Origin of the sequence: Pseudomonas sp. (assembly GCF_040514055.1) — a bacterium.
Taxonomy (GTDB): Bacteria; Pseudomonadota; Gammaproteobacteria; order Pseudomonadales; family Pseudomonadaceae; genus Aquipseudomonas.
Genome location: NZ_JBEVDL010000079.1, coordinates 190,673 through 210,244 on the forward strand (window position 1 = coordinate 190,673; position 19,572 = coordinate 210,244).

Annotated in this window: 20 protein-coding genes and 1 pseudogene; 13 read left to right on the forward strand and 8 right to left on the reverse strand. The window is 67.2% G+C overall.

Annotation, left to right across the window (positions count from 1 at the left end; translation table 11 throughout):
- Window positions 1-40: 40 nt before the first annotated feature.
- The gene (locus ABWY06_RS21550) at window positions 41-940 is read left to right on the forward strand and encodes a PA4780 family RIO1-like protein kinase (protein WP_353927628.1); all 900 of its coding nucleotides are present in this window, start codon (window positions 41-43) and stop codon (window positions 938-940) included.
- A gap of 251 nt (window positions 941-1,191) precedes the next feature.
- Here ABWY06_RS21550 and cueR read toward each other — a convergent pair whose 3' ends face one another.
- Both cueR and ABWY06_RS21560 read right to left on the reverse strand, forming a co-directional pair.
- Window positions 1,192-1,593, reverse strand: a complete 402-nt coding sequence (gene cueR / locus ABWY06_RS21555) for a Cu(I)-responsive transcriptional regulator (RefSeq protein WP_353927629.1) — start codon at window positions 1,591-1,593, stop codon at window positions 1,192-1,194.
- A 31-nt stretch (window positions 1,594-1,624) separates the two neighbouring features.
- Window positions 1,625-4,081 carry a heavy metal translocating P-type ATPase gene (locus tag ABWY06_RS21560; protein WP_353927697.1) on the reverse strand — a complete coding sequence of 819 codons (2,457 nt, stop codon included), beginning with the start codon at window positions 4,079-4,081 and terminating at the stop codon, window positions 1,625-1,627.
- A gap of 151 nt (window positions 4,082-4,232) precedes the next feature.
- On the opposite strand from ABWY06_RS21560, the gene ABWY06_RS21565 reads away from it, so the two are divergent.
- Window positions 4,233-4,445: a heavy-metal-associated domain-containing protein gene (locus tag ABWY06_RS21565; protein WP_353927630.1), complete on the forward strand. Its 213-nt coding sequence runs from the start codon at window positions 4,233-4,235 to the stop codon at window positions 4,443-4,445.
- A 30-nt stretch (window positions 4,446-4,475) separates the two neighbouring features.
- On the opposite strand, the gene yedA is transcribed toward ABWY06_RS21565, so the two are convergent.
- Window positions 4,476-5,411: a drug/metabolite exporter YedA gene (gene yedA / locus ABWY06_RS21570; RefSeq protein WP_353927631.1), complete on the reverse strand. Its 936-nt coding sequence runs from the start codon at window positions 5,409-5,411 to the stop codon at window positions 4,476-4,478.
- Between the two features lie 161 nt (window positions 5,412-5,572).
- On the opposite strand from yedA, the gene ABWY06_RS21575 reads away from it, so the two are divergent.
- Entirely contained in the window at window positions 5,573-6,034 is a 462-nt protein-coding gene (locus ABWY06_RS21575; protein WP_353927632.1) for an Lrp/AsnC family transcriptional regulator, read from the forward strand.
- 10 nt (window positions 6,035-6,044) lie between these two features.
- On the opposite strand, the gene ABWY06_RS21580 is transcribed toward ABWY06_RS21575, so the two are convergent.
- Window positions 6,045-7,322 (reverse strand): acetyl-CoA C-acetyltransferase, encoded by a 1,278-nt coding sequence (locus ABWY06_RS21580; RefSeq protein ID WP_353927633.1) that lies wholly within the window; start codon window positions 7,320-7,322, stop codon window positions 6,045-6,047.
- Window positions 7,323-7,485: 163 nt separating this feature from the next.
- On the opposite strand from ABWY06_RS21580, the gene ABWY06_RS21585 reads away from it, so the two are divergent.
- Window positions 7,486-8,838, forward strand: coding sequence for a 3-oxoacyl-ACP reductase (locus tag ABWY06_RS21585; RefSeq protein ID WP_353927634.1), 1,353 nt, complete (start codon window positions 7,486-7,488; stop codon window positions 8,836-8,838).
- Window positions 8,839-8,849: 11 nt separating this feature from the next.
- Here the strand turns inward: ABWY06_RS21585 and ABWY06_RS21590 are convergent, their stop codons facing one another.
- Entirely contained in the window at window positions 8,850-9,842 is a 993-nt protein-coding gene (locus tag ABWY06_RS21590) for an AraC family transcriptional regulator (protein ID WP_353927635.1), read from the reverse strand.
- A 123-nt stretch (window positions 9,843-9,965) separates the two neighbouring features.
- Here ABWY06_RS21590 and ABWY06_RS21595 point away from each other — a divergent pair, with 123 nt between their 5' ends.
- From ABWY06_RS21595 to ABWY06_RS21625, 7 genes are all read left to right on the forward strand, one after another.
- Window positions 9,966-10,817, forward strand: coding sequence for a MaoC family dehydratase (locus ABWY06_RS21595; RefSeq protein WP_353927636.1), 852 nt, complete (start codon window positions 9,966-9,968; stop codon window positions 10,815-10,817).
- A 66-nt stretch (window positions 10,818-10,883) separates the two neighbouring features.
- Window positions 10,884-11,189, forward strand: a complete 306-nt coding sequence (locus ABWY06_RS21600; protein ID WP_353927637.1) for a nucleotide pyrophosphohydrolase — start codon at window positions 10,884-10,886, stop codon at window positions 11,187-11,189.
- Window positions 11,186-11,935, forward strand: a complete 750-nt coding sequence (locus tag ABWY06_RS21605; protein WP_353927638.1) for a methyltransferase domain-containing protein — start codon at window positions 11,186-11,188, stop codon at window positions 11,933-11,935. Before ABWY06_RS21600 ends, ABWY06_RS21605 begins: the two co-directional genes overlap by 4 nt.
- A gap of 36 nt (window positions 11,936-11,971) precedes the next feature.
- Window positions 11,972-12,538 carry a DUF4136 domain-containing protein gene (locus ABWY06_RS21610; RefSeq protein WP_353927639.1) on the forward strand — a complete coding sequence of 189 codons (567 nt, stop codon included), beginning with the start codon at window positions 11,972-11,974 and terminating at the stop codon, window positions 12,536-12,538.
- A 50-nt stretch (window positions 12,539-12,588) separates the two neighbouring features.
- Window positions 12,589-13,161 (forward strand): DUF4136 domain-containing protein, encoded by a 573-nt coding sequence (locus ABWY06_RS21615; protein WP_353927640.1) that lies wholly within the window; start codon window positions 12,589-12,591, stop codon window positions 13,159-13,161.
- 27 nt (window positions 13,162-13,188) lie between these two features.
- Complete coding sequence (locus ABWY06_RS21620) at window positions 13,189-13,701, forward strand: GNAT family N-acetyltransferase (RefSeq protein ID WP_353927641.1); 513 nt, start codon at window positions 13,189-13,191, stop codon at window positions 13,699-13,701.
- Between the two features lie 65 nt (window positions 13,702-13,766).
- Window positions 13,767-14,216 (forward strand): DMT family transporter, encoded by a 450-nt coding sequence (locus tag ABWY06_RS21625; RefSeq protein WP_353927642.1) that lies wholly within the window; start codon window positions 13,767-13,769, stop codon window positions 14,214-14,216.
- Here ABWY06_RS21625 and ABWY06_RS21630 read toward each other — a convergent pair.
- Window positions 14,149-15,132, reverse strand: a complete 984-nt coding sequence (locus ABWY06_RS21630) for an SdiA-regulated domain-containing protein (protein ID WP_353927643.1) — start codon at window positions 15,130-15,132, stop codon at window positions 14,149-14,151. The two genes, ABWY06_RS21625 and ABWY06_RS21630, sit on opposite strands and share 68 nt — an antisense overlap.
- A gap of 118 nt (window positions 15,133-15,250) precedes the next feature.
- Between ABWY06_RS21630 and ABWY06_RS21635 the strand changes: the two genes are divergently transcribed.
- Window positions 15,251-16,414 carry a GGDEF domain-containing protein gene (locus ABWY06_RS21635; RefSeq protein WP_353927644.1) on the forward strand — a complete coding sequence of 388 codons (1,164 nt, stop codon included), beginning with the start codon at window positions 15,251-15,253 and terminating at the stop codon, window positions 16,412-16,414.
- A 111-nt stretch (window positions 16,415-16,525) separates the two neighbouring features.
- Window positions 16,526-17,413, forward strand: a complete 888-nt coding sequence (locus ABWY06_RS21640) for a chemotaxis protein (protein WP_353927645.1) — start codon at window positions 16,526-16,528, stop codon at window positions 17,411-17,413.
- A gap of 178 nt (window positions 17,414-17,591) precedes the next feature.
- Here ABWY06_RS21640 and ABWY06_RS25995 read toward each other — a convergent pair whose 3' ends face one another.
- Both ABWY06_RS25995 and ABWY06_RS26000 read right to left on the reverse strand, forming a co-directional pair.
- Complete coding sequence (locus ABWY06_RS25995) at window positions 17,592-18,329, reverse strand: methyl-accepting chemotaxis protein (RefSeq protein WP_502948237.1); 738 nt, start codon at window positions 18,327-18,329, stop codon at window positions 17,592-17,594.
- 126 nt (window positions 18,330-18,455) lie between these two features.
- Window positions 18,456-19,547, reverse strand: a pseudogene (locus tag ABWY06_RS26000) (HAMP domain-containing protein); the annotation flags it as partial.
- Between the last annotated feature and the right edge of the window lie 25 nt (window positions 19,548-19,572).

A 19,572-nucleotide genomic window follows, 5' to 3' on the forward strand; every position in this document is an offset into this window, starting at 1 on the left:
AACAGCGTGTTTGGCCTTACAGGACCCTCGATAAAAGCTGATGAAGACTCCTAAACGTATTGAGCCTCTGATCGAGGACGGGTTGGTGGATGAAGTGCTGCGCCCGCTGATGAGCGGCAAGGAAGCAGCGGTGTATGTGGTGCGTTGCGGCGAGCACCTGCGCTGCGCCAAGGTCTACAAAGAGGCCAACAAGCGCAGTTTTCGTCAGGCCGCCGAATACCAGGAGGGTCGCAAGGTCCGCAACAGCCGCCAGGCGCGGGCCATGGCCAAGGGCTCGAAGTTCGGCCGCAAGGAAACCGAGGACGCCTGGCAGAACGCCGAGGTGGCGGCGCTGTTCCGCCTGGCCGCCGCCGGCGTGCGGGTGCCCAAGCCGTACGACTTCCTCGAGGGCGTGCTGCTGATGGAGCTGGTGGCCGACGAGTACGGCGACGCCGCGCCGCGCCTGAACGACGTGAGCATGGAGCCGGACCAGGCCCGTGAATACCACGCCTTTCTGATCCAGCAGATCGTGCTGATGCTCTGCACCGGCCTGGTGCATGGCGACCTGTCCGAATTCAACGTGCTGCTCTGCCCGGACGGCCCGGTGATCATCGACCTGCCCCAGGCGGTCGACGCAGCGGGCAATAACCACGCCTTCAGCATGCTGGAGCGCGATGTCGGCAACATGGCCGCCTACTTCGGGCGCTTTGCCCCTGAACTCAAGCGCACCAAATATGCCAAGGAAATGTGGGCCCTCTACGAGGCCGGCATGCTCCATCCGGCCAGCGTCCTGACCGGCGAGTTCGACGAGCCGGAGGTGATCGCCGATGTCGACGGAGTGATCCGCGAAATCGAGGCCGCGCGCCTGGACGACGAACGCCGCCAGATAGGACGTGCCGAAGCCGAGGCACCGAGCACCAAGAAGTCCGAAGAGCCGCCACCGCCGCCCTGGATGCAGTAGCGCTCGCTCGATATGAAAAAAGGCCATTAATGGCCTTTTTTCTTTTGCCGCTCAGGCATGCGGGCTGTTTATCCGACGCGGCCGACAGGCGTGATCGACCACTGATGGACGGCATTTGCGCGCGGTGCCTGGGAGGGATCGATGCTGGGGGCAGCATGGGAGCGATTGGTGCCACGTGCAGCATGGGTATCGCTGCGCTCAACCCATCCTACGCGCCTACCGGGCCCATCCGGCGCGAGGGCCCGGCGTGCCTAATGGCAGTGGCTGCCGGACGCCAGGTCCTTGAGGATCGGGCAGTCGGGGCGCTCGTCGCCGTGGCAGTGCTCGACCAACTGCTGCAGGCTGTCGCGCAGCCCCACCAGTTCCTCGATACGCCGGTTCAGGTCGTCGACATGGGCCCTGGCCAGGGCCTTGACGTCGGCGCTGGCGCGCTGCCGGTCCTGCCACAGCGCCAGCAGCTGGCCGACTTCCGCCAGGGAAAAACCCAGGTCGCGGGCACGCTTGATAAAGACCAGGCGGTTGAGGTCGCCGGCGGCGTAGTGACGGTAACCGCTGTCGCCGCGTTTCGCCGCCTGGAGCAAGCCGATGCTCTCGTAGTAGCGGATCATCTTGGCACTCAGGCCGCTGTGGCTGGCTGCTTGACCGATATTCATCACGGATGCCTCTCGCGGGTCGCAGGGAAAATCACGCCGGGCGCTGGTCGGGGTCAATCTGTACAGCTATTTCGGGCGTCCAGGTCTTGAGCAACAAGGCATTGCTGACCACGCAGACACTGGACAGGGCCATGGCGGCGCCGGCCAGCACCGGGTTGAGCAAGCCAAAGGCCGCCAGGGGAATGCCGATCAGGTTATAGACAAAGGCCCAGAACAGATTCTGCCGGATCTTGCGGTAGGTAAGACGGGCGATCTCCAGCGCCGCCGGCACCAGCCGGGGGTCGCCGCGCATCAGCGTAATGCCGGCGGCATGCATGGCGGCATCGGTGCCGCCGCCCATGGCGATACCGACGTCGGCGGCCGCCAGGGCGGGCGCGTCGTTGATGCCGTCGCCGACCATGGCCACCACGTGCCGTTGTCTCAGCGCGCTGACCTTGGCCGCCTTGTCGGCCGGCAATACTTCGGCCTCGAAGGCCGGCAAGCCGAGGGCGTCCGCTACCGCCTGGGCGCTGCCGCGGTTGTCGCCGGTGATCAGCAGGCTGTCGATACCCCGCGCACGCAACGCCTGGATCGCCTGCCCCGCACCGGGCTTAAGGCTGTCGCCAAAGGCGAACAGGCCCAGTACACGGGCCTGTGGGGCCCGTTCGAGCAGCCAGGACAGGGTCCGCCCCTCGGCCTCCCAGGCCTCTGCGGACGGCCCCAACTCACCGGCCTCAAGGCCGCTTTCCGCCAGCAGGCGGCGGTTGCCCAGCGCCAGTTCCCGTGCGTCGAGACGCCCGGCGATGCCACGCCCGGCCAGCACCTGGCTGTCCTGCACCGCCGCCGGCGATACGCCACGCTCCGCGCAGGCCTGCAGCACCGCCTTGGCCAAGGGGTGTTCGCTGCCACGTTGCAGGCCACCGGCCAGGCGCAGCAGCTCGTTATCCCAGTTGTCCCCTTCCCCGTTCGGGCGCTGTTCGTCATCCCCGCGCAGGCGGGGACCCAATAAATGCACGATACGCGGGCTGCCGGAGGTCAGGGTCCCGGTCTTGTCGAACGCCACCAGGGTCACGCCATGAGCGATCTCCAGCGCCTCGGCGTCCTTGATCAGGATGCCGTGGCGAGCCGCCACACCGGTACCGGCCATGATCGCCGTGGGCGTGGCCAGCCCGAGGGCACAGGGGCAGGCGATCACCAACACCGCCACCGCATTGATCAACGCGTTCTCCAGCGTGCTGCCGGCCAGCAGCCAACCGCCCAGGGTGGCAAGGGCCACCAGCAGGACCAGCGGGACGAACACCTGGCTGACCCGGTCCACCAGCTTCTGGATCGGCGCCTTGGCCGCCTGGGCGTTCTCCACCAGGCGAATGATCTGCGCCAGCACGGTTTCCGCACCGACGGCCGTGGTCCTCACCAGGAGCAGACCTTCGCCGTTGACGGCGCCACCGGTGACCCGGTCGCCCGCCTGTTTCGGCACCGGCAGGCTTTCGCCACTGATCAGCGCCTCGTCGGCGTGGCTGCGGCCTTCCAGCACGTCGCCATCCACCGGGAAGCGTTCACCGGGCTTGACCCTGACCAGATCGCCCAGGCGCAGCTCGGCGATGGCCACCGCTTCTTCCTGGCCATCACGAACCCGTAGCGCCCGCTCCGGGCGCAGCGCCTCGAGGGCGCGCAAGGCACTGGCGGTCTGGCGTTTGGCGCGGCTCTCGAGGTACTTGCCGAGCAGGACCAGGGCGATCACCACCGCCGAAGCCTCGAAGTACAGGTGCGGCATGCTCGCCGCTGGCGCACGCCACCACAAGTACAGGCTCAGGCCATAGCCGGCGCTGGTGCCCAGGGCAACCAGCAGGTCCATATTGCCGCTGCCGGCACGCAGGGCGCGCCAGGCGGCCCGGTAAAAGCGCGCGCCGAGGACGAACTGCACCGGCGTGGCCAGGGCGAACTGCACCCAGGCCGGCAGCATCCAGTGCAGCCCGAACGGCTCCAGCAGCATGGGCAACACCAGGGGTATCGCCAGGGCCAGGGCCAGCAGCAGCTGCCAGCGTTCGCGCCGTAACGCATTACCAGGGGCTGGCGCCTGCTCGCTGTCCAGACGCCGCCCCTGGTAGCCGGCAGCGCTCACCGCCTGCAGCAAGCCGTCGAGGTTCGGCGCACCGGCCAGGCTCAGGTGGGCGCGTTCGCTGGCCAGGTTGACACTGACCTGGAGTACGCCAGGCACCCGCTGCAAGGCCCGCTCGACCCGGCCGACGCAACTGGCACAGGTCATGCCTTCGATGGCCAGCTCGAGGTGCTGCTGCGGCACGCTGTACCCGGCGTCGGCAACCGCGGCGACCAGATGGGCCAGGTCGGCGCCACTGCTGTCGATGCGGGCCCGCTCGCTGGCCAGGTTGACGTTGACCTGCTGTACGCCGGGTACCTTGCGCAGGGCGCGCTCGACGCGACCGGCACAACTGGCGCAGGTCATGCCGACGATGGGCAAGTCTAAGGTCGTGGCGGTTGTCATGGGCAGTCCTCCAATGTCAGCGCATGATCAACCCTGACACGATGGCAAGGTCAAGCCCTGACGCCGGTCAAACAAAACGCCCTGCAGGCCCTTGACCTTGCCACGGGGGTAAGCCGGAGACTGTCCACCCGTCGCTCACACCCTTGGAGGAGTCCATATGCACGCCGTGGAAAATCATCTGTTCAGCGTCACCGGCATGACCTGCGGTCATTGCATCAAGGCCATCACGGCGGCCGTGCGGGCCAAAGACCCAGCGGCCGAGGTGCAGGTCGACCTGGCGAATGGCCAAGTGCAGGTGCGCAGTACGCTGCCGGCGGCGGCGCTGATCGCGGCGATGGACGCTGAGGGTTATCCGGCGCAGCCGGCCTGAGCGGTTTGCCCAGGCCGGCGGCGGCAAGGTTCAGGCCTTGGCCGCCTTGAGCGAGGCCGCCTGTTCGGCGGCCTTCGCCTCACTGGCCCGACGTCCCTGGCGCCACTGGGGCAGACCGATCAGCACCACCGCGCTGATGATCACCGCCATCGCCAACCACTCTTCGGGGCCGACCTGTTCCCCGGCGAAGACGATGCCGAGCAACACCGCCACCACCGGGTTGACATAGGCGTAGCTGGTGGCCGCCGCCGGGCGCACATGCTTGAGCAGGTAGAGGTAGGAGCTGAAGGCGATGATGGAGCCGAACAACACCAGGTAGGCCAGCGCGCCCCACCCTGCAGCGGTGGGCCATTGCTCCAGGCGTTCGCCGCTGAGCAGGCTGCCGCCGAGCAGCACCACGCCCCCCACCAGCATCTGCGCCGCGCTGCCCATTGGCCCCTGGGGCAGCGTCAGGCTTTTGCCCCACACCGAACCGAAGGACCAGGCCGCCGTGGCGAACAGGATCAGGGCGGCACCGGCCGGGCTGGCCTGCAGGTTCGACCCCAGGTTGAGCAGTGCGATGCCCAGCAGGCCAAGCACGATGCCGGCCCATTCCAGCTTGGTGTTGCGCAGGCCCCAGAACAAGCCGAACAACAGGGTGAACAAGGGCACCGAGGCCACCACCAGCGCCGCCACGCCCGATGCCACGCCCTGGTGTTCGGCCACCGTTACCCCACCGTTGCCGCAGGCCAGCAGCAGGAAGCCGATCATGCCCGCGCCGCGCCACTCCTGCGCAGTCGGGTTGGGCACGCCACGCCAGCGCAACCAGCCGTACATCAAGCCGCCGGCCAGCAGAAAGCGGATCCCCGCCATCAGCAACGGCGGCCAGGATTCCACGCCGATGCGAATCGCCAGATAAGTCGACCCCCAGATCAGGTAGAGCGCCGCAAAAGCGCCGATCAATGCAAAAGGAACACGCGTGGACATGGACGGGACTCGACAGGCCGGAGAAAATGAAGCCCTAGTGTAGGGCGCCGCCTTCGAGCGTTTAAGATGGGCCGCACGCTTCTGCCCCGGCGGCGCCTCATATTCCACGGAAATGTCGCGCCCCGACCGTCGTTTCAACACCTCTGCCTTGCGAGTGCTACATGGACAGGTACGACCGCCTCATTCTCAGCGCCCTGATCGAGGACGGCCGCCTGTCCTTCGCCGAGCTGGCCCGGCGCGTCAACCTGTCGCCCCCGGCGGTGGCCGAACGGGTGGCCAAGCTGGAAGCCAACGGCGTAATCCGCGGCTACCGGGCCCAGGTCGACCTGGCGAAGATCGGCCTGCCCATCGAGTGCCTGATCGAAGTCAGCATCAGCGAGCACAAATCCCAGAGCGCCGCCCTCGAGGCCCTGGCGGCCATGCCCGAGCTCAGCCGCTGCCACCTGATCACCGGCGAGGCCTGCCTGGTGGTCCAGGGCGCGGTGGCCTCGATGCCCGAGCTGCAGGCCCTGATCAACCGCATCTCGGTCTACGGCACCAGCAAGACCTCGTTGATCCTCTCCAGCCCCTTCAACGACCGCATGCCGGGTCCGCTGCGCACGCCGAGCAACGGTCAGCGCTGAAACCGAGGTTTCAACGCTCGAGAATCGCGGTCACACCCTGGCCGCCCGCGGCGCAAATGGAGATCAGGCCGCGCCCCTGCTGCGCCACGGACAACAGCTTGGCCAGGTTGGCGACGATGCGCCCACCGGTGGCGGCAAAGGGATGACCGGCCGCCAGCGAGCTGCCCTTGACGTTCATCCGGCCGAGGTCCAGGGCACCCAGCGGCGCCTCCAGGCCCAGGCGCGTACGGCAGTACTCGGCATCCTCCCAGGCCTTGAGGGTGCACAGCACCTGGGCGGCGAAGGCCTCGTGGATTTCGTAGAAATCGAAGTCCTGCAGGCGCAAGCCATTGCGCGCCAGCAGGCGCGGTACCGCGTACACCGGCGCCATCAGCAGGCCTTCGCGGCCCTCGACGAAGTCCACCGCCGCCGTCTCGCCATCGCGCACATAGGCCAGGATCGGCAAGCCACGGGCCTGGGCCCAGTCCTCGCTGGCCAACAGCACCAGCGCGGCGCCGTCGGTCAGGGGGGTTGAGTTGGCTGCCGTCAAGGTGCCGCGCGGGCCCTTGTCGAATACCGGTGCCAGGGCCGCGAGTTTCTCCAGGTCGATGTCCGGGCGCAGGTTCTGGTCACGGTTCAGGCCAAGGTAGGGCGTCAACAGATCGTTCTGCCAGCCTTCGGCATAGGCGGCGGCGAGCTTCTGGTGGCTGGTGACCGCCAGGCGGTCCTGCTCCTCGCGACCGATGCCCCAGGTCTGGGCCATCTGCTCGCAATGTTCACCCATGGACAAGCCGGTACGGGGTTCGCCATTGCGCGGCAGGGCCGGCACCAGGTGCCGTGGGCGGATCTTCAGCAGCGTCTTGAGCCGGTCCGCGGTGCTCTTGTCGCGATTGGCCTGCAGCAGGATGCCGCGCAGTTCCTCGTGCACCCCGATCGGTGCATCGGACGTGGTGTCGACGCCCCCGGCGATACCGCAGTCGATCTGCCCCAGGGCAATCTTGTTGGCCACCAGCAGCACCGCTTCGAGGCCCGTGCCACAGGCCTGTTGCAGGTCGTAGGCCGGGGTTTCGGCGGCCAGGCGCGAGCCCAGCACGCATTCGCGGGTCAGATTGAAGTCCCGCGAGTGCTTGAGCACCGCACCGGCCACCACCTCGCCCAAACGCAGGCCGTGCAGGTTGAAACGCTCGACCAGGCCGTCCAGCGCGGCACCGAGCATCGCCTGGTTGCTGGCAGTGGCGTAGTGGCTATTGGAGCGGGCGAAGGGTATACGGTTGCCGCCGACGATGGCGACGCGACGAGGCGGATGCATGATCAGTCCTTTCGGTAATGGGGCCTGGCCCACAGGCTAGCCTGCCAGCCGCAGCCTGCATTGGCCCAACCGCGCCCGCGCGGGGCGAAGCGGTCAATGCAGGAAACATCCAGCCGACTACAGTGGTCAGACTTTGAGTCCCCCGCGCAGGAGCCCGTTCCCCATGTCCGACCGTTATCTCGACCTCGCCACCTCCACTGTGGGCCAGCGCCTGGTCGGCGCCCTCGGCCTGCCGACGCCGGTGCGCCTGGAGCGCTGGCAGAGCGGCCGCATGCATCCGGTGGACGGCGCGCTGCTGCTCGGCGGGGCCAGCCTGGCGGCCAGCCTCGCTGACGGCTGGCAGCGCCTGAGCGACCAGGGCTTCGCCAGCGAGGCGGGTCGCTTCGACCTGCCGGTCTGGGACCCCGAACAGGGCCCGGCGCTCAAGGCACTGCTGTTCGATGCCAGTGCCTTGAGCCGTAGCGAAGACCTGGATCAGCTGCGGCGCTTCTTTCAACCGGCACTGCGTCACCTGACCCAGTGCCCGCACCTGGTGATCCTCGGCCGGCCACCGGAATCACTGGCCGACCCCATGGCCGCCAGCACCCAGGCGGCGCTGGAAGGCTTCAGCCGCTCCCTGGCCAAGGAACTTGGCCAGGGAGGCACGCTGCAACTGCTTTATGTCGACGCGGGCGCCGAAGATCAACTGGAGGGCGCGCTGCGCTTTTTCCTCTCGCCAAAAAGTGCCTATGTGTCCGGCCAGGTCCTGCGCCTGCGCGCGTGCGCGGCGCGGGTCGCGGACTGGACCCGCCCCCTGGCCGGGCGCCGGGCGCTGGTCACCGGTGCCAGCCGCGGCATTGGCGCGGCCATTGCCGAGACCCTGGCGCGCGACGGCGCCGAGGTCTGGCTGCTCGACGTGCCCCAGGCCAGCGACGCCCTGCAGGCCCTGGCCGCGCGCCTCGGCGGGCACCCCATCGCCCTGGATATCAGCGCGGCGGACGCGCCCCAGCAACTGCTCCAGGCGTTGCCACAGCCCCTGGATATCCTGGTGCACAACGCCGGCATCACCCGCGACAAGACGCTGAAGAACATGGATGACAGCCTCTGGAACAGCGTGTTGGCCATCAACCTGCAGGCCCCGCTGCGATTGACCGAGGCGCTGCTGGACGGCGGCGGCCTGGCCGACCACGCACGGCTGGTGCTGATCGCCTCCATCAGCGGCATCGCCGGCAACGCCGGGCAGACCAACTACGCCGCCAGCAAGGCCGGCCTGATCGGCCTGGCCCGGGCTTGGGCGCCATCACTGGCGAACCGCGGCATCAGCATCAACGCCGTGGCACCGGGTTTTATCGAAACCGCCATGACCGCCACGATTCCCTTCGCCCTGCGCGAGGCGGGCCGCCGGATGAACAGCCTGGGCCAGGGCGGCGTGCCCCAGGATGTCGCCGAAACGGTGGCCTGGCTGGCCCAACCTGGCTCTGGCGCGGTCAGTGGCCAGGTGCTGCGGGTCTGCGGGCAAAGCCTGCTGGGTGCCTGATGGCAGGATCCTCAGTGTTTGCCGCGCTTGCGAAACTCCACCGGAGTCTCGCCCACCCAGCGCTTGAAGGCGCGATAGAAGGTGCTGGGTTCGGAAAAGCCGGTGCGCTCGACTATCACTTCGATGCGCTCGTCGGTGTCCAGCAGCAGTTGCTTGGCCAGACGGCAGCGGTGGTCGGTGACCAGGTCGTTGAAGCGCACCCCGGCCAGCGCCAGGCGCTCGCGCAGGCGCCGGGCCGGCATCTGCAGGCGGCTCGACACCTGTTCGAGGGTCGCGCCCTCTTCCAGCAACAGCTCGGCGATCAGCCCGCGCACCTGACGCACCAGGTCCAGGCGCTCGACCTCGCTCAGCTGCCGCCGCGCCAGCGCCTCATGGATGCGCAACAGGTCGGGCGCGGCATGCCGCGACGCGCGGTCCAGCACTGCCGCATCGAACTGCAGCGCGTAACGCTCGGCCCCCAGTTGCACCGGACAGCCATAAACCTCGGCATAGAGCTCGCTGGGGGCCCCGTCGGCGTGCTTGAGCTGCAGCCCATGGGGACGAAACGCTCCCTCGGTCAGGCCGCCGAACAGGCGGATCACCGCACCCGCGAACATTTCCGGAAAGTGCCGCGGCACCGGCGCCCCGAGTTCGAGTACCAGGGTCGCCTGCGTGCCGTCGACCTGCAGCTGCGCGTGCAGTGTCTCGGACAACAGCCGCAGGTAACGCAGCGCATGGCGCAACCCCTCGCCAAAGGTCGCGCTGGAGAGAAACAGGTACTCCAGCAACAGGCCGCTGAAGGGGGGCAGAAAACGCGCCAGGTACAGGCCGATGTGCTCCTGGCCGCACTCGGCACTGGCGGCGGCCCAAAAGGGTGCCTGGGCGGCGTGAGGATAGCGTCCTGCGGGCAGGCCGCCCGGTGGCAGGCCCAGACGCGCCAGGACCCGATCAGGGTCGACCCCACTGCTGCGCAGGGCCTCGAGCACCAGCCGCAGCAGGGCCACATCGTCGGTCAGATCGCGCATTGTTGTTCTTTTTCTGAAGGCGGGAGCGGAAAGCCGCGGCCGCCATCTTAGGCAGTTTTACCCACGCGGCTCAAGCCAGGTGCCCTCGCCGGCCCTGGTGCCGCTTTCCCCAGGAGTCCACGGATGCCCAGCGACTGGCTTGATCTTCCCGCCCCGCCCGCACTGCCCTTGCTTTATGCCCGCGCGGTGCTGCGCGGCGGCGTGCGCGGCGACACACTGCCCAGCCAGGGCCTGCGTTGCCCGGTCAGCGTGGAGCCCGCGCACCTGGAGCGCTACCGACAGCTCTGCGGTTTCGCCGAAGGCTCCCTGCTTCCGGCCACCTACCCCCATCTGCTGGCGTTTTCGCTGCAGCTGAAACTGCTGACCGGGCCGAGCTTTCCGTTTCCCTTGCTGGGCCTGGTGCACCTGGAGAACCGTATCCGGGTGGTCCGCCCCCTGGGCGGACTCGGACCCTTTGTCGCCAGCGTGCAGGTCCAGCACCTGCGGCCCCATGAAAAGGGCCAGGTGTTCAGCCTGCTGACCCGCCTGGAGGATCAGTTGGGGTTGCTCTGGGAAGGCGACAGCCTGCTGCTGCGGCGCGGTCCCCCGATGGAGGGCGGGCCGGCGCCACACAGCGAGGAGCCCGCCCTGCCCTTGGCAACGTTGGCGCAGTGGCCAGCGCCGGCCGCCATTGGCCGGCGCTACGCACGGCTCTCGGGCGATTACAACCCGATTCACCTGAGCGCGCTTAGCGCCCGCGGGTTCGGCTTTCCCCGGGCCATCGCCCACGGGCTGTGGAACAAGGCGCGGCTCCTGGCCGCGCTGGGCGAACGCCTGCCCACGGCCGGCTACAGTGTTCAGGCGCGCTTCCAGAAACCGCTGCTATTGCCCGGCGAGGTCAGCCTGCTGGCCAGCGAGGTGGCCGACGAAGGGCACTTCCGGCTGCAGAGCGATCCGACCACGCCGCATATCAGCGGCGGCTGGCGGCTGATCTGAAGGCCATTGAACACGCCACGACACGGCCAGCGGGGGCATAATTAACGAGATTGCTTAGGAGCTGCGATGAACCTCGACGAACTCACCACCCGCCTGCATGCCATTCGCGAACGCAACGACTGGCGCGGCTTTCACAGTCCGAAGAACCTGGTGATGGCTGCCAGCGTGGAGATGTCCGAGTTGCTGGAAATCTTCCAGTGGTTGTCCGAGGAGCAGTCACGTCAGTTGTCGCCCGAGCAACTGGAACATGCCGGCCAGGAGGTCGGCGATGTAGTGCTCTACCTGTTGCTGCTGTGCAGCGAATTGGGTATCGACATGGAACAGGCGGTGCGCGCCAAGCTGGCCGACAGCGAACGGCGGTTCGCGCCATGAGCGACCGGCATTTCGATCAGTTGGCCACCCGCTTCGCGCAGAAGATCTACGGCGGCGCCAAAGGCGCGATCCGCCTGGCCGTGCTCCAGGCCGATCTCGACGAGGTGCTCCCCGGGCGGCCGCTGCGGGTTCTGGATGTGGGTGCCGGGCTGGGCCATATGGCCTTGTGGCTGGCCGAACGGGGCCACCAGGTAACACTCGCCGAACCCGCCGAGCCGATGCTCGAGGGCGCACGGGAACGTTTTGCCGCTGCCGGGCAGAACGCCACGTTTATCCAGGCGCCCTGGCAGGACCTGCTCGGCCGCCTGACCGAACCTTACGACCTGGTGCTCTGCCACGCGGTGCTGGAATGGCTGGCGGAGCCCCAGGCCATCCTGCCGGTGCTGCACCAATTGACGCGGCCCGGCGGCTGGCTGTCGCTGGCCTTCTACAATAAGGATGCACTGATCTACCGCAACCTGCTCAAGGGTCATTTTCGTAAGCTGCGCAAAGAGGAGTTCGCCGGCGAGAAGCAGAGCCTGACGCCGCAGCGACCACTCGATCCGGGCGAGCTGGCGATGCAACTGGCGGGGCACTGGACAGTCCAAAGCCGCAGTGGTGTGCGGGTGTTCCATGACTACATGCCCATGGACTTTCAGGCCAAGGCGACACTGCCCGAGCTGCTGGAAATGGAGTTGGCGCACCGTCGCCATCCAACGTTTATGGGCCTGGGACGTTATCTGCACTGGGTCTGTCGACCGCTCTAGCAACAGCCGTGACCGCCCACCGGAGGGGCCACTGAGATGGCGATCGGCTTTACCGGCCCGGCTCTGGCGCTCGCCCTGCTGCTGAGTGCCTGCCAGGGCGACAACCCCTACCGCTATTCGTCGACGCTGCCGGCAGCGCGCGGCGCGCCGGACTGGAGTGCCTACCCCGCGGCACCCCGGGACTTCAGCGCCTACCGCAGCTGGCGCTGGCGGGATTCAGCGCCGCGGATCGACGCGTCCTGGCGCGATGCCAGCGGGTTGCGCGAGCGCATCGCCGAGACGCTCGATCGGCGCGGCCTGCGCCCGGCGCGCCCGGGCCAGCCCGCCGACCTGGAGGTACAGGCCCGGGTCACGAGCGAACAGCGCCTGTACCGTTACGCGGACAGTGACCGCTATTCACGCTACGACCCGTATCAAGACACGAACCTCTACTCACCGACCTGGCATACCGCGGCCGAAGAGGTGCTGGTGGTCCACATCGAGCTGTACGATACCGCCGAGGGCCAGCAGGTCTGGCAGACCCGCGCCGAAGCACCGGCAAGCGCCCGGGATGCGCTGCGCAGCGCCGTACAAGCAGCCTTGGCCGATTACCCACCCCGCTGAGCACCCTGTGCCACAACGGGCCCCACGCTGATGTCAAGGGAGTACGCAGCATGCACGCTCGCTCATTGATCCTGGCCTTCGCCTGGCTATTGGCGGCCTGCCAGGGCCCGCAGGTCGCCCGCGACTACGACCCGGCCCGCGATTTCAGCCGTTACCGCAGTTGGGCCTGGCAGGAGCCCGGCGTCCGTTATCGACCCGACGAGCCGCAACTGGCCAGCGACCTGACCAGCGACCGGCTGCGCCAGGCGCTCACCGAGCAGCTCGACCAGCGCGGCCTAAGGCCGGCCGTGGCGGGCCAGACGCCGGACCTGCGGGTGCAGGTCTGGTGGATACTCGAGCAGCGCCAGGAGCAGGTCGTACACGCCTACGGCTCGCCCTGGGGCAATGGCTGGGGCCCCGGCTGGAACGGCTACTGGGGCGGCCCCGTGTTGACGGAAACCCGCAACCTGACCTATCAAGTAAATACCCTGCAGGTCGACCTGTTCGACGGCAAGGATGGCAAGCTGGTCTGGCGCGGAAGTGCCGAACAGCCTCGGCATGACCGGCAGCAAACGCCTGGCGAACGCACGGCGGCCATCGGCCAGACGCTGGCCCAGGTGTTGGCCCAGTACCCGCCGCACTAACCCTGTTCTTTTTTTGGAGTGACACGCATGGATGCGCTGACCCCTTACCTCGCTCATCGACCGGCCAAGACCACCGACCTGGCGGCCGTCGCCGCTTTTGCGCAAACCCCCGAGGAGCTGTTCTTCTGCTATCCCACGGCCACCTGGCCGCTGGACGCCGATCAGTTGCAGCGCTCGATGACCACCCGACGCGACAGCACCCTGGCCTTGGTCGACGAGCGCGCGGTGGGTTTCGCCAACCTCTACCAATGGCGACACGGCAAACACTGCGCGCTCGGCAACCTGATGGTCGCGCCCGGTCAACGCGGCGTCGGCGTGGCGCAGTACCTGGTTGGCGCCATGGAGGAGTTGGCCCGCACCCACTTCCAGGCCCGCTACTTGAATGCCTGCTGCTTCAACGCCAACAGCCCGGCCCTACGCCTGTACCTCAAGCTCGGTTTCCAGGTCACGGGACTGGCCGAACAGCTCGATCATCGCCAGCAACGGGTAGTCCTGGTGCAGCTGCAAAAAAACCTGCGGCCAGGCCCCATCGCCGCCTGACGCTGGCGAGCGCAGCCAGGGGACTGTTCGGGCATACTGGCCGACCTTTTTTGTCGGAGACACGCATGCCCGCCCCTGCCTGGTGGTTACTCGCCCTGCCCTTTATCGCCGGAGCCTGCCTGCCGTTGCAGGCCGGCATCAATGGTCAGCTCGCGCGGCAGTTGAGCAGTACCTTCGCCGCAGCGCTGATCTCCTTCGCCGTGGGTACGCTGGCGCTGCTGCTGATCGTGCTGCTGCAGCGGGAAACCCCGGGAATGGCGACCCTCAAGGGCCTGACCTGGTGGCACTGGAGCGGCGGCCTGCTCGGGGCATTTTTCATCACCTGCGCCGCCTTCGCCGGCCCGCGCATCGGCGCCCTGCTGTTTATGACGCTGGTGCTGGCCGGTCAGCTGGTGATGGCGCTGGGCCTGGACCACTTCGGCTGGGCGGGCTTTCGGCAGGCCCTGGTCAGCCCCGGCAAGATCGCCGGGCTGCTGTTGATCTTCGCCGGGGTCTGGTGTATTCGCCGCGGCTGAAGCGGTAGAACAGGTTCGGCTCGCTGACCAGGTACAGGTTGCCATGGCCGTCCAGGGTCAGCCCCTCGGCCTGCGGCACACTGCGCCCAAGCCCGGCGAAACCACGCAACAGGGAGCGGGTGGCGATCAGCTCACCCTGGTCGCTCAACTCCACCAGCAGCCTGGACTCGTCGCTGAGCAACAACAGATGGCCGCTGGCGGCATCGAAATGCACCGCGGACAGGTCGGTCACCAGGGCCTGGTCAAGAACCCAGGCGGAGCGGTCGAGCACCGCCAGATCGAAGGCGCCGTGCACGCTGCGGCGCAGGCCCTGGATTTCATAGAGCGCCAGCGGCGAGCGCTCCTTGACCACGTACAGCCGGTCACCCTCGCGGTCATAGGCCACGCCTTCGAAACCGTTGTTGCCACCCGCACCCAACCCCAGGGTAAAGGCGCGGTAGTCGGCACGTTCAAGCGGACCGGAGCGGGTGGGCAACGGCACCACCACCAACGCGTGGCTGCGTTCCTCGACCAGCAGCAACAGGTCGTCGCCCAGCAAGGTCAGGTCTTCGACGTCCTGAAAGCCATTGAGCCCATAGCGCTCCAGCACCGCGCCGCTGGTGCTCAGCAACTGCAGCTGCGGTGGGCTGTTGACCACCGACCAGAGCTGATCCCGTTGCGGGTCGTAGACCACACCGGAGAGATTGCCGTCGATACCGGCAAGCGGCAACGCCTGCTGGCGGACGCGCAAGCCGGCCAGTCCAACACCGGCAGGGCTGCTGTCGCGCTGGGCATTGGCCAGCCACAGCGACAGATGGCGGTGCAATTGCAGGGCCAGTACCTGCTGCACCAACAGTGCCAGTAGCAGGAACAGGCCGATCTGCAGCAGGCGAGTGGGTGCCGATCGCCATGCCCGGCGCCTGAGTGCATAGCTCATCGATAGGAACCTTCACAGCCAGGGAGTCAGCCCAAACTGCGCGATCGACATGTCAGTTTTACCTGCGGCCACTCCCCCCGGCAAAAAGCCAAATTGCCATCATCGTAAAAGCGTGTTTATGCTCAGCTTCGTCGATCGGTACGCGCACCCCATGGCCACTGTCCAGCTGCCCCAACAAACCGAGGTTTTCAGCCTCTGGCGTGAAGCCCAGGACACCCGTTCGCGGACCCGCCTGGGCGGCATCTATTACCTGCTGGCCTGGCTGCTGACGTGGCTGTTCGGCGTCGCCCCGGCGGATCAAGGGGTGCTGGGCCTGGCCGGCAGCCTGTTGTTCGCCCTGCTCTTCGCGCTGCGCCTGCTGCACCGATTGCCCCTGGAGGAGGATGCGACGCTGCTGCAACGCTGGCTCGATCGCCACTGGACGCTGATCCTGCTGACGGCGCTGGCCTGGGGCTCGGTGCACGCCTGGGTGCAGTTGAGCCCGGCGTTTGCCTCCTCACGGGCCATTGCCACACTGGCCACCGTGGCATTCAGCACCGCCATGACCTTTAACTTTTCCATGCGCAAGGGCCGCGCGGTGCTGGCCATTCTGCTGCTGTACCTGCCCGGCCTGATGGCCCTGGCCAGCGCAGGCGAGAGCCAGCGCGCCGCCTTGATCACCCTGACCTGTTACCTCAGCTACCTGCTGCTGGCCCTCAATCGCAGCCACCGCGAGTACCGGGCCACCCTGCTGCTGGAGCTCGAGTTGATGCAACAACGGACCGTGCTGGAGCACCTCAGCCGCACCGACAGCCTGACGCAGCTGGGCAACCGCTACCTGTTCAACAACCTGTTTCCCGCCATGGTCGCCAACTGCCAGCGCCAGGGCGGAACGCTGGCGCTGGTGTTGCTGGACATCGACTTTTTCAAACGGGTCAATGATGAACATGGCCATGGCACGGGCGATGCCTGCCTGTTCGCCTTTGCCGAGCGCATGCGCGAGGTATTCCGCCGCGACAGCGACGCCCTGCTGCGCCTGGGTGGCGAGGAATTCGGCGTGCTGATGCCCGACACCAGCCTGGAGCAAGCCTGGCAGTTGGCCGAACGGTTCCGCCAGGACCTGGCCCATAATGGTTTCCAAGTGCAGGGCCAGCGCCTGCCGCTGACCGCCAGCCTGGGCATCGGCTGTTTCGAGCCGGGACGCGACGCCAGTGCAGAACAGTTTTTCAAGCGGGTCGACGAAGCGCTGTACCGCGCCAAGCTCGAAGGTCGCGATCGCCTGGTACTGGCCGTACTCGATTGACTCAATGACAGGTCGACAAGGCAAACGGCGGCGAACCCTTTAAACTGAGTGGAGCGAGACCGGCACCGACGCCGGCGCTGCGGTTATCCGTTCCGTTGCCTAGAGGTTCGCATGTCAGCCCATCACAGTGGCAGCCAGTCCCTGCAGCTCCTGTTGTTTCGCCTCAGCAGCGGACGGCTGCTGGGCATCAATCTGCTCAAGGTGCAGGAAATCATTCCCTGCCCCACGCTCACCCAGCTGCCCGGGGCCCACCGCAACGTCAGTGGCGTGGCGCAGTCACGCGGTACCTCGCTGGTGGTGATCGACCTGAGCCGCGCGATTGGCGACCGGGTTCCCCAGGACCTGCGGTCGGGCTGCCTGATCATCACCGAGCTGAGTCGTTCCAAACAGGGTCTGCATGTGCAGAGCGTGGAGAAAATCGTTTATTGCGATCCACGTGAAGTACGCCCGCCGCCCGCCGGCAGCGGTCCACGTGCCTATATCACCGGGGTCACGGAAATCGCCGGGGCCCTGGTGCAGATTCTCGATATCGAACGCATTCTGCACGAGCTTGAGCCGCCTTCGGCGGCGGCGGCGCCACCGCTGGACGCCCAGGAGGGCGAGCTGCTCCAGGGCCGCCGCGCGCTGCTGGTGGATGACTCCACGGTCGCCCTGCACCAGACCTTGAACGCCCTGCGCGCCCTTGGCCTGGATTGTCAGCCGCTGCGCAACGGCAAGGAGGCCCTCGACGAGCTGCTGCGCCGCGCGGGCACGCCGCAGGCCATCGAAATCCTGGTGTCGGACATCGAGATGCCGGAGATGGACGGTTACGAGTTGACCCGCGCCGTACGCAACAGCCCCAGCCTGAAAGGGCTTTACGTGTTGCTGCACACCTCCCTGGACAGCACCATGAATACCGACCAGGCGCGCCTGGCGGGTGCCGACGACGTGCTGACCAAGTTTTCCTCCCAGGAGCTGGGCAAGGCGCTGCTGCGTGCGGCGCGGTCCCTCGACAGCTGAAACGCGCCGGCGACGACGCTAGTGGCCTGTTTGGTTAGTTGGTTAACTTAAGTTCGGATGCCTGGGGTTCTGAGACAAGGCGCTGGGACGAGTCATAGCCGGCTATGGCGAGGAGCAGCAACGCCATATCAGGACGTCAGGCGCCGAAATTGACTAATCGAACTAGGCAAACAGGCCACTAGAGCCGGAAGCGGCCCACCTGGGTCGCCAGGTCATCGGCGAGGTGCCGCAGCGTCTGGCAATCCTCGCGGCACAGCCGCACCTCGCTGGCGGTCGCATGGGCGAGGTCGGCGATCCCCTGCACGTTGCGGTTGATCTCCTCGGTAACCGTGGACTGTTGCTCGGTGGCGGCCGCGACCTGGGTGTTCATGTCGCTGATGCGCTCCACCTGGGCGGTGATTTCGCCCAACGACTGGCCGGTACGTTGGCTCGCCTCGACGCCAGTACCGGTGGCGGCCTGGCCGGCCCGCATGGAATCGACGGCCGTTTGCGCCCCGTTCTTCAGGCGCTGGATCATCTGCTGGATCTCGCCAGTGGAGGCCTGGGTACGGCTGGCCAACGTGCGCACCTCGTCGGCCACCACGGCGAAACCGCGCCCCGTTTCGCCGGCCCGGGCCGCTTCGATGGCGGCATTCAACGCCAGCAGGTTGGTCTGCTCGGAGATCCCGCGAATCACCGCCAGGACCTGGTCGATGGACGCCACCTCCCTGGCCAGTTCCGCCACCGCGCCCGCGGTCTGACCGATCTCGCCGGACATCTTCTCGATATGCACGATGGAATTGCCCACCACCTGGCGTGCCTGCAGGGCCTCGTCGCGGGCACTCTGGGAGGCCTCCGCGGCGTGGCTGGCGTTGCGCGCGATTTCCTGCACGGTCAGGCCCATTTCATGCACCGCGGTGGCCACCCGGTCGGTCATCTCCTGCTGCTGGCCGGAACGCCCCACGGTGTTTTCCACCACCTGGGCCACCTGGCCCACCGCGCCGCGCAAGCGCTCGCTGGTGGCCAGCACCGCGCCGATCAGTTCGCGCTGGCTACCGACAAAGCTATTGAAGCCTCGGGCCAGATCGCCCAGTTCATCGGCCCGACTCTCATCCAGTCGCCGCGTCAGGTCGCCGCCACCACCGCCGATTTCCATCAGGGCCTGGGTGACCTGGCGGATCGGTCGCACCAAACCCGCGGCCAGCCAGACCAGCAGCCCCAGGAACAGCAGCGCCACCGCCACGCCGATCAGGCTGCTGATCCACAACGCCTGGCGCGCCTCGGCATAGATTTCAGCCTCGGGCACCTCGCTGACCAGCACCCAATCGAGGGCCTGCAGGGGCAACGCAATGGCCAGGAACGCTTCGCCGTCGCGCTGAAAAGACACTGCGCGACTGGACTTGCCCAGCAGCCCGCGCGCCGCCTCGGCGCCGACCAGCTGGCTGAGTTCGCGCCTGTCGTTGAACTCCGACTGCGGATGCACCTTGACCTTGCCCTCGGCGCTGACCAGGTAGACCCGTCCCGCCTCGCCGAACTGAAAGTCACGCACCATGTCGGACATCGCCCCCAGGCTAAACCCCAGGCCTGCCACGCCGAGGGTCTTGCCCGCGACGCTGATCCGCTGGTTGATAAACAGGGTCGGCTCGCGCGTGGTCTGGTCGATATCGATGTCCAGCGAGCGCGTCTTGCCACTGTCGATAAACCCATAAAACCAGTTGTTCTCCGCCGGTCCGCGACTGAGGCGGCGATCCAGTCCCTTCCCCGTCAGGTAATGGCCGCTGTCCAGCGCCACGATAAAGGTGGTCAGCGCCTTTTGCTGGACCTGCACGCCCGCCAGGTAGCGGCCGAAGGCCTCTTGCCGCGCCGGCTCCTCGCCACTGCTCAGCCAGTCGCTGACCAGGCTATTCTCGGCGATGCCGCGGGCCGCCGTCAGCGGCTCGGCCAGCACCCGCTCGAGATCATTGCGGATGGCCAGGATGCTTGCCGGCAACGCCTGCTCGATCAGGTAACGCTCGGCCAGGCGATTGACCACCAGGCTATAGAGACCGGCCACGATCAAGATACTGCTCAGCAATGCCGCCCCCATGCTGAGAATCAACTGCCAGCGAATACTGCGTTGCCAAAAGCGCATGGGTTCACCCTTCATCGAGACCATAAACTGGATACAGCATTGTGCACAA

Coding starts and splice junctions, on each gene's coding strand:
- ABWY06_RS21550 (WP_353927628.1), top strand. CDS start 41: ATGAAGACTCCTAAACGTATTGAGCCTCTGATCGAGGACGGGTTGGTG.
- cueR (WP_353927629.1), bottom strand. CDS start 1,593: ATGAATATCGGTCAAGCAGCCAGCCACAGCGGCCTGAGTGCCAAGATG.
- ABWY06_RS21565 (WP_353927630.1), top strand. CDS start 4,233: ATGCACGCCGTGGAAAATCATCTGTTCAGCGTCACCGGCATGACCTGC.
- yedA (WP_353927631.1), bottom strand. CDS start 5,411: ATGTCCACGCGTGTTCCTTTTGCATTGATCGGCGCTTTTGCGGCGCTC.
- ABWY06_RS21575 (WP_353927632.1), top strand. CDS start 5,573: ATGGACAGGTACGACCGCCTCATTCTCAGCGCCCTGATCGAGGACGGC.
- ABWY06_RS21580 (WP_353927633.1), bottom strand. CDS start 7,322: ATGCATCCGCCTCGTCGCGTCGCCATCGTCGGCGGCAACCGTATACCC.
- ABWY06_RS21585 (WP_353927634.1), top strand. CDS start 7,486: ATGTCCGACCGTTATCTCGACCTCGCCACCTCCACTGTGGGCCAGCGC.
- ABWY06_RS21590 (WP_353927635.1), bottom strand. CDS start 9,842: ATGCGCGATCTGACCGACGATGTGGCCCTGCTGCGGCTGGTGCTCGAG.
- ABWY06_RS21595 (WP_353927636.1), top strand. CDS start 9,966: ATGCCCAGCGACTGGCTTGATCTTCCCGCCCCGCCCGCACTGCCCTTG.
- ABWY06_RS21600 (WP_353927637.1), top strand. CDS start 10,884: ATGAACCTCGACGAACTCACCACCCGCCTGCATGCCATTCGCGAACGC.
- ABWY06_RS21605 (WP_353927638.1), top strand. CDS start 11,186: ATGAGCGACCGGCATTTCGATCAGTTGGCCACCCGCTTCGCGCAGAAG.
- ABWY06_RS21610 (WP_353927639.1), top strand. CDS start 11,972: ATGGCGATCGGCTTTACCGGCCCGGCTCTGGCGCTCGCCCTGCTGCTG.
- ABWY06_RS21615 (WP_353927640.1), top strand. CDS start 12,589: ATGCACGCTCGCTCATTGATCCTGGCCTTCGCCTGGCTATTGGCGGCC.
- ABWY06_RS21620 (WP_353927641.1), top strand. CDS start 13,189: ATGGATGCGCTGACCCCTTACCTCGCTCATCGACCGGCCAAGACCACC.
- ABWY06_RS21625 (WP_353927642.1), top strand. CDS start 13,767: ATGCCCGCCCCTGCCTGGTGGTTACTCGCCCTGCCCTTTATCGCCGGA.
- ABWY06_RS21630 (WP_353927643.1), bottom strand. CDS start 15,132: ATGAGCTATGCACTCAGGCGCCGGGCATGGCGATCGGCACCCACTCGC.
- ABWY06_RS21635 (WP_353927644.1), top strand. CDS start 15,251: ATGCTCAGCTTCGTCGATCGGTACGCGCACCCCATGGCCACTGTCCAG.
- ABWY06_RS21640 (WP_353927645.1), top strand. CDS start 16,526: ATGTCAGCCCATCACAGTGGCAGCCAGTCCCTGCAGCTCCTGTTGTTT.
- ABWY06_RS25995 (WP_502948237.1), bottom strand. CDS start 18,329: ATGACCGACCGGGTGGCCACCGCGGTGCATGAAATGGGCCTGACCGTG.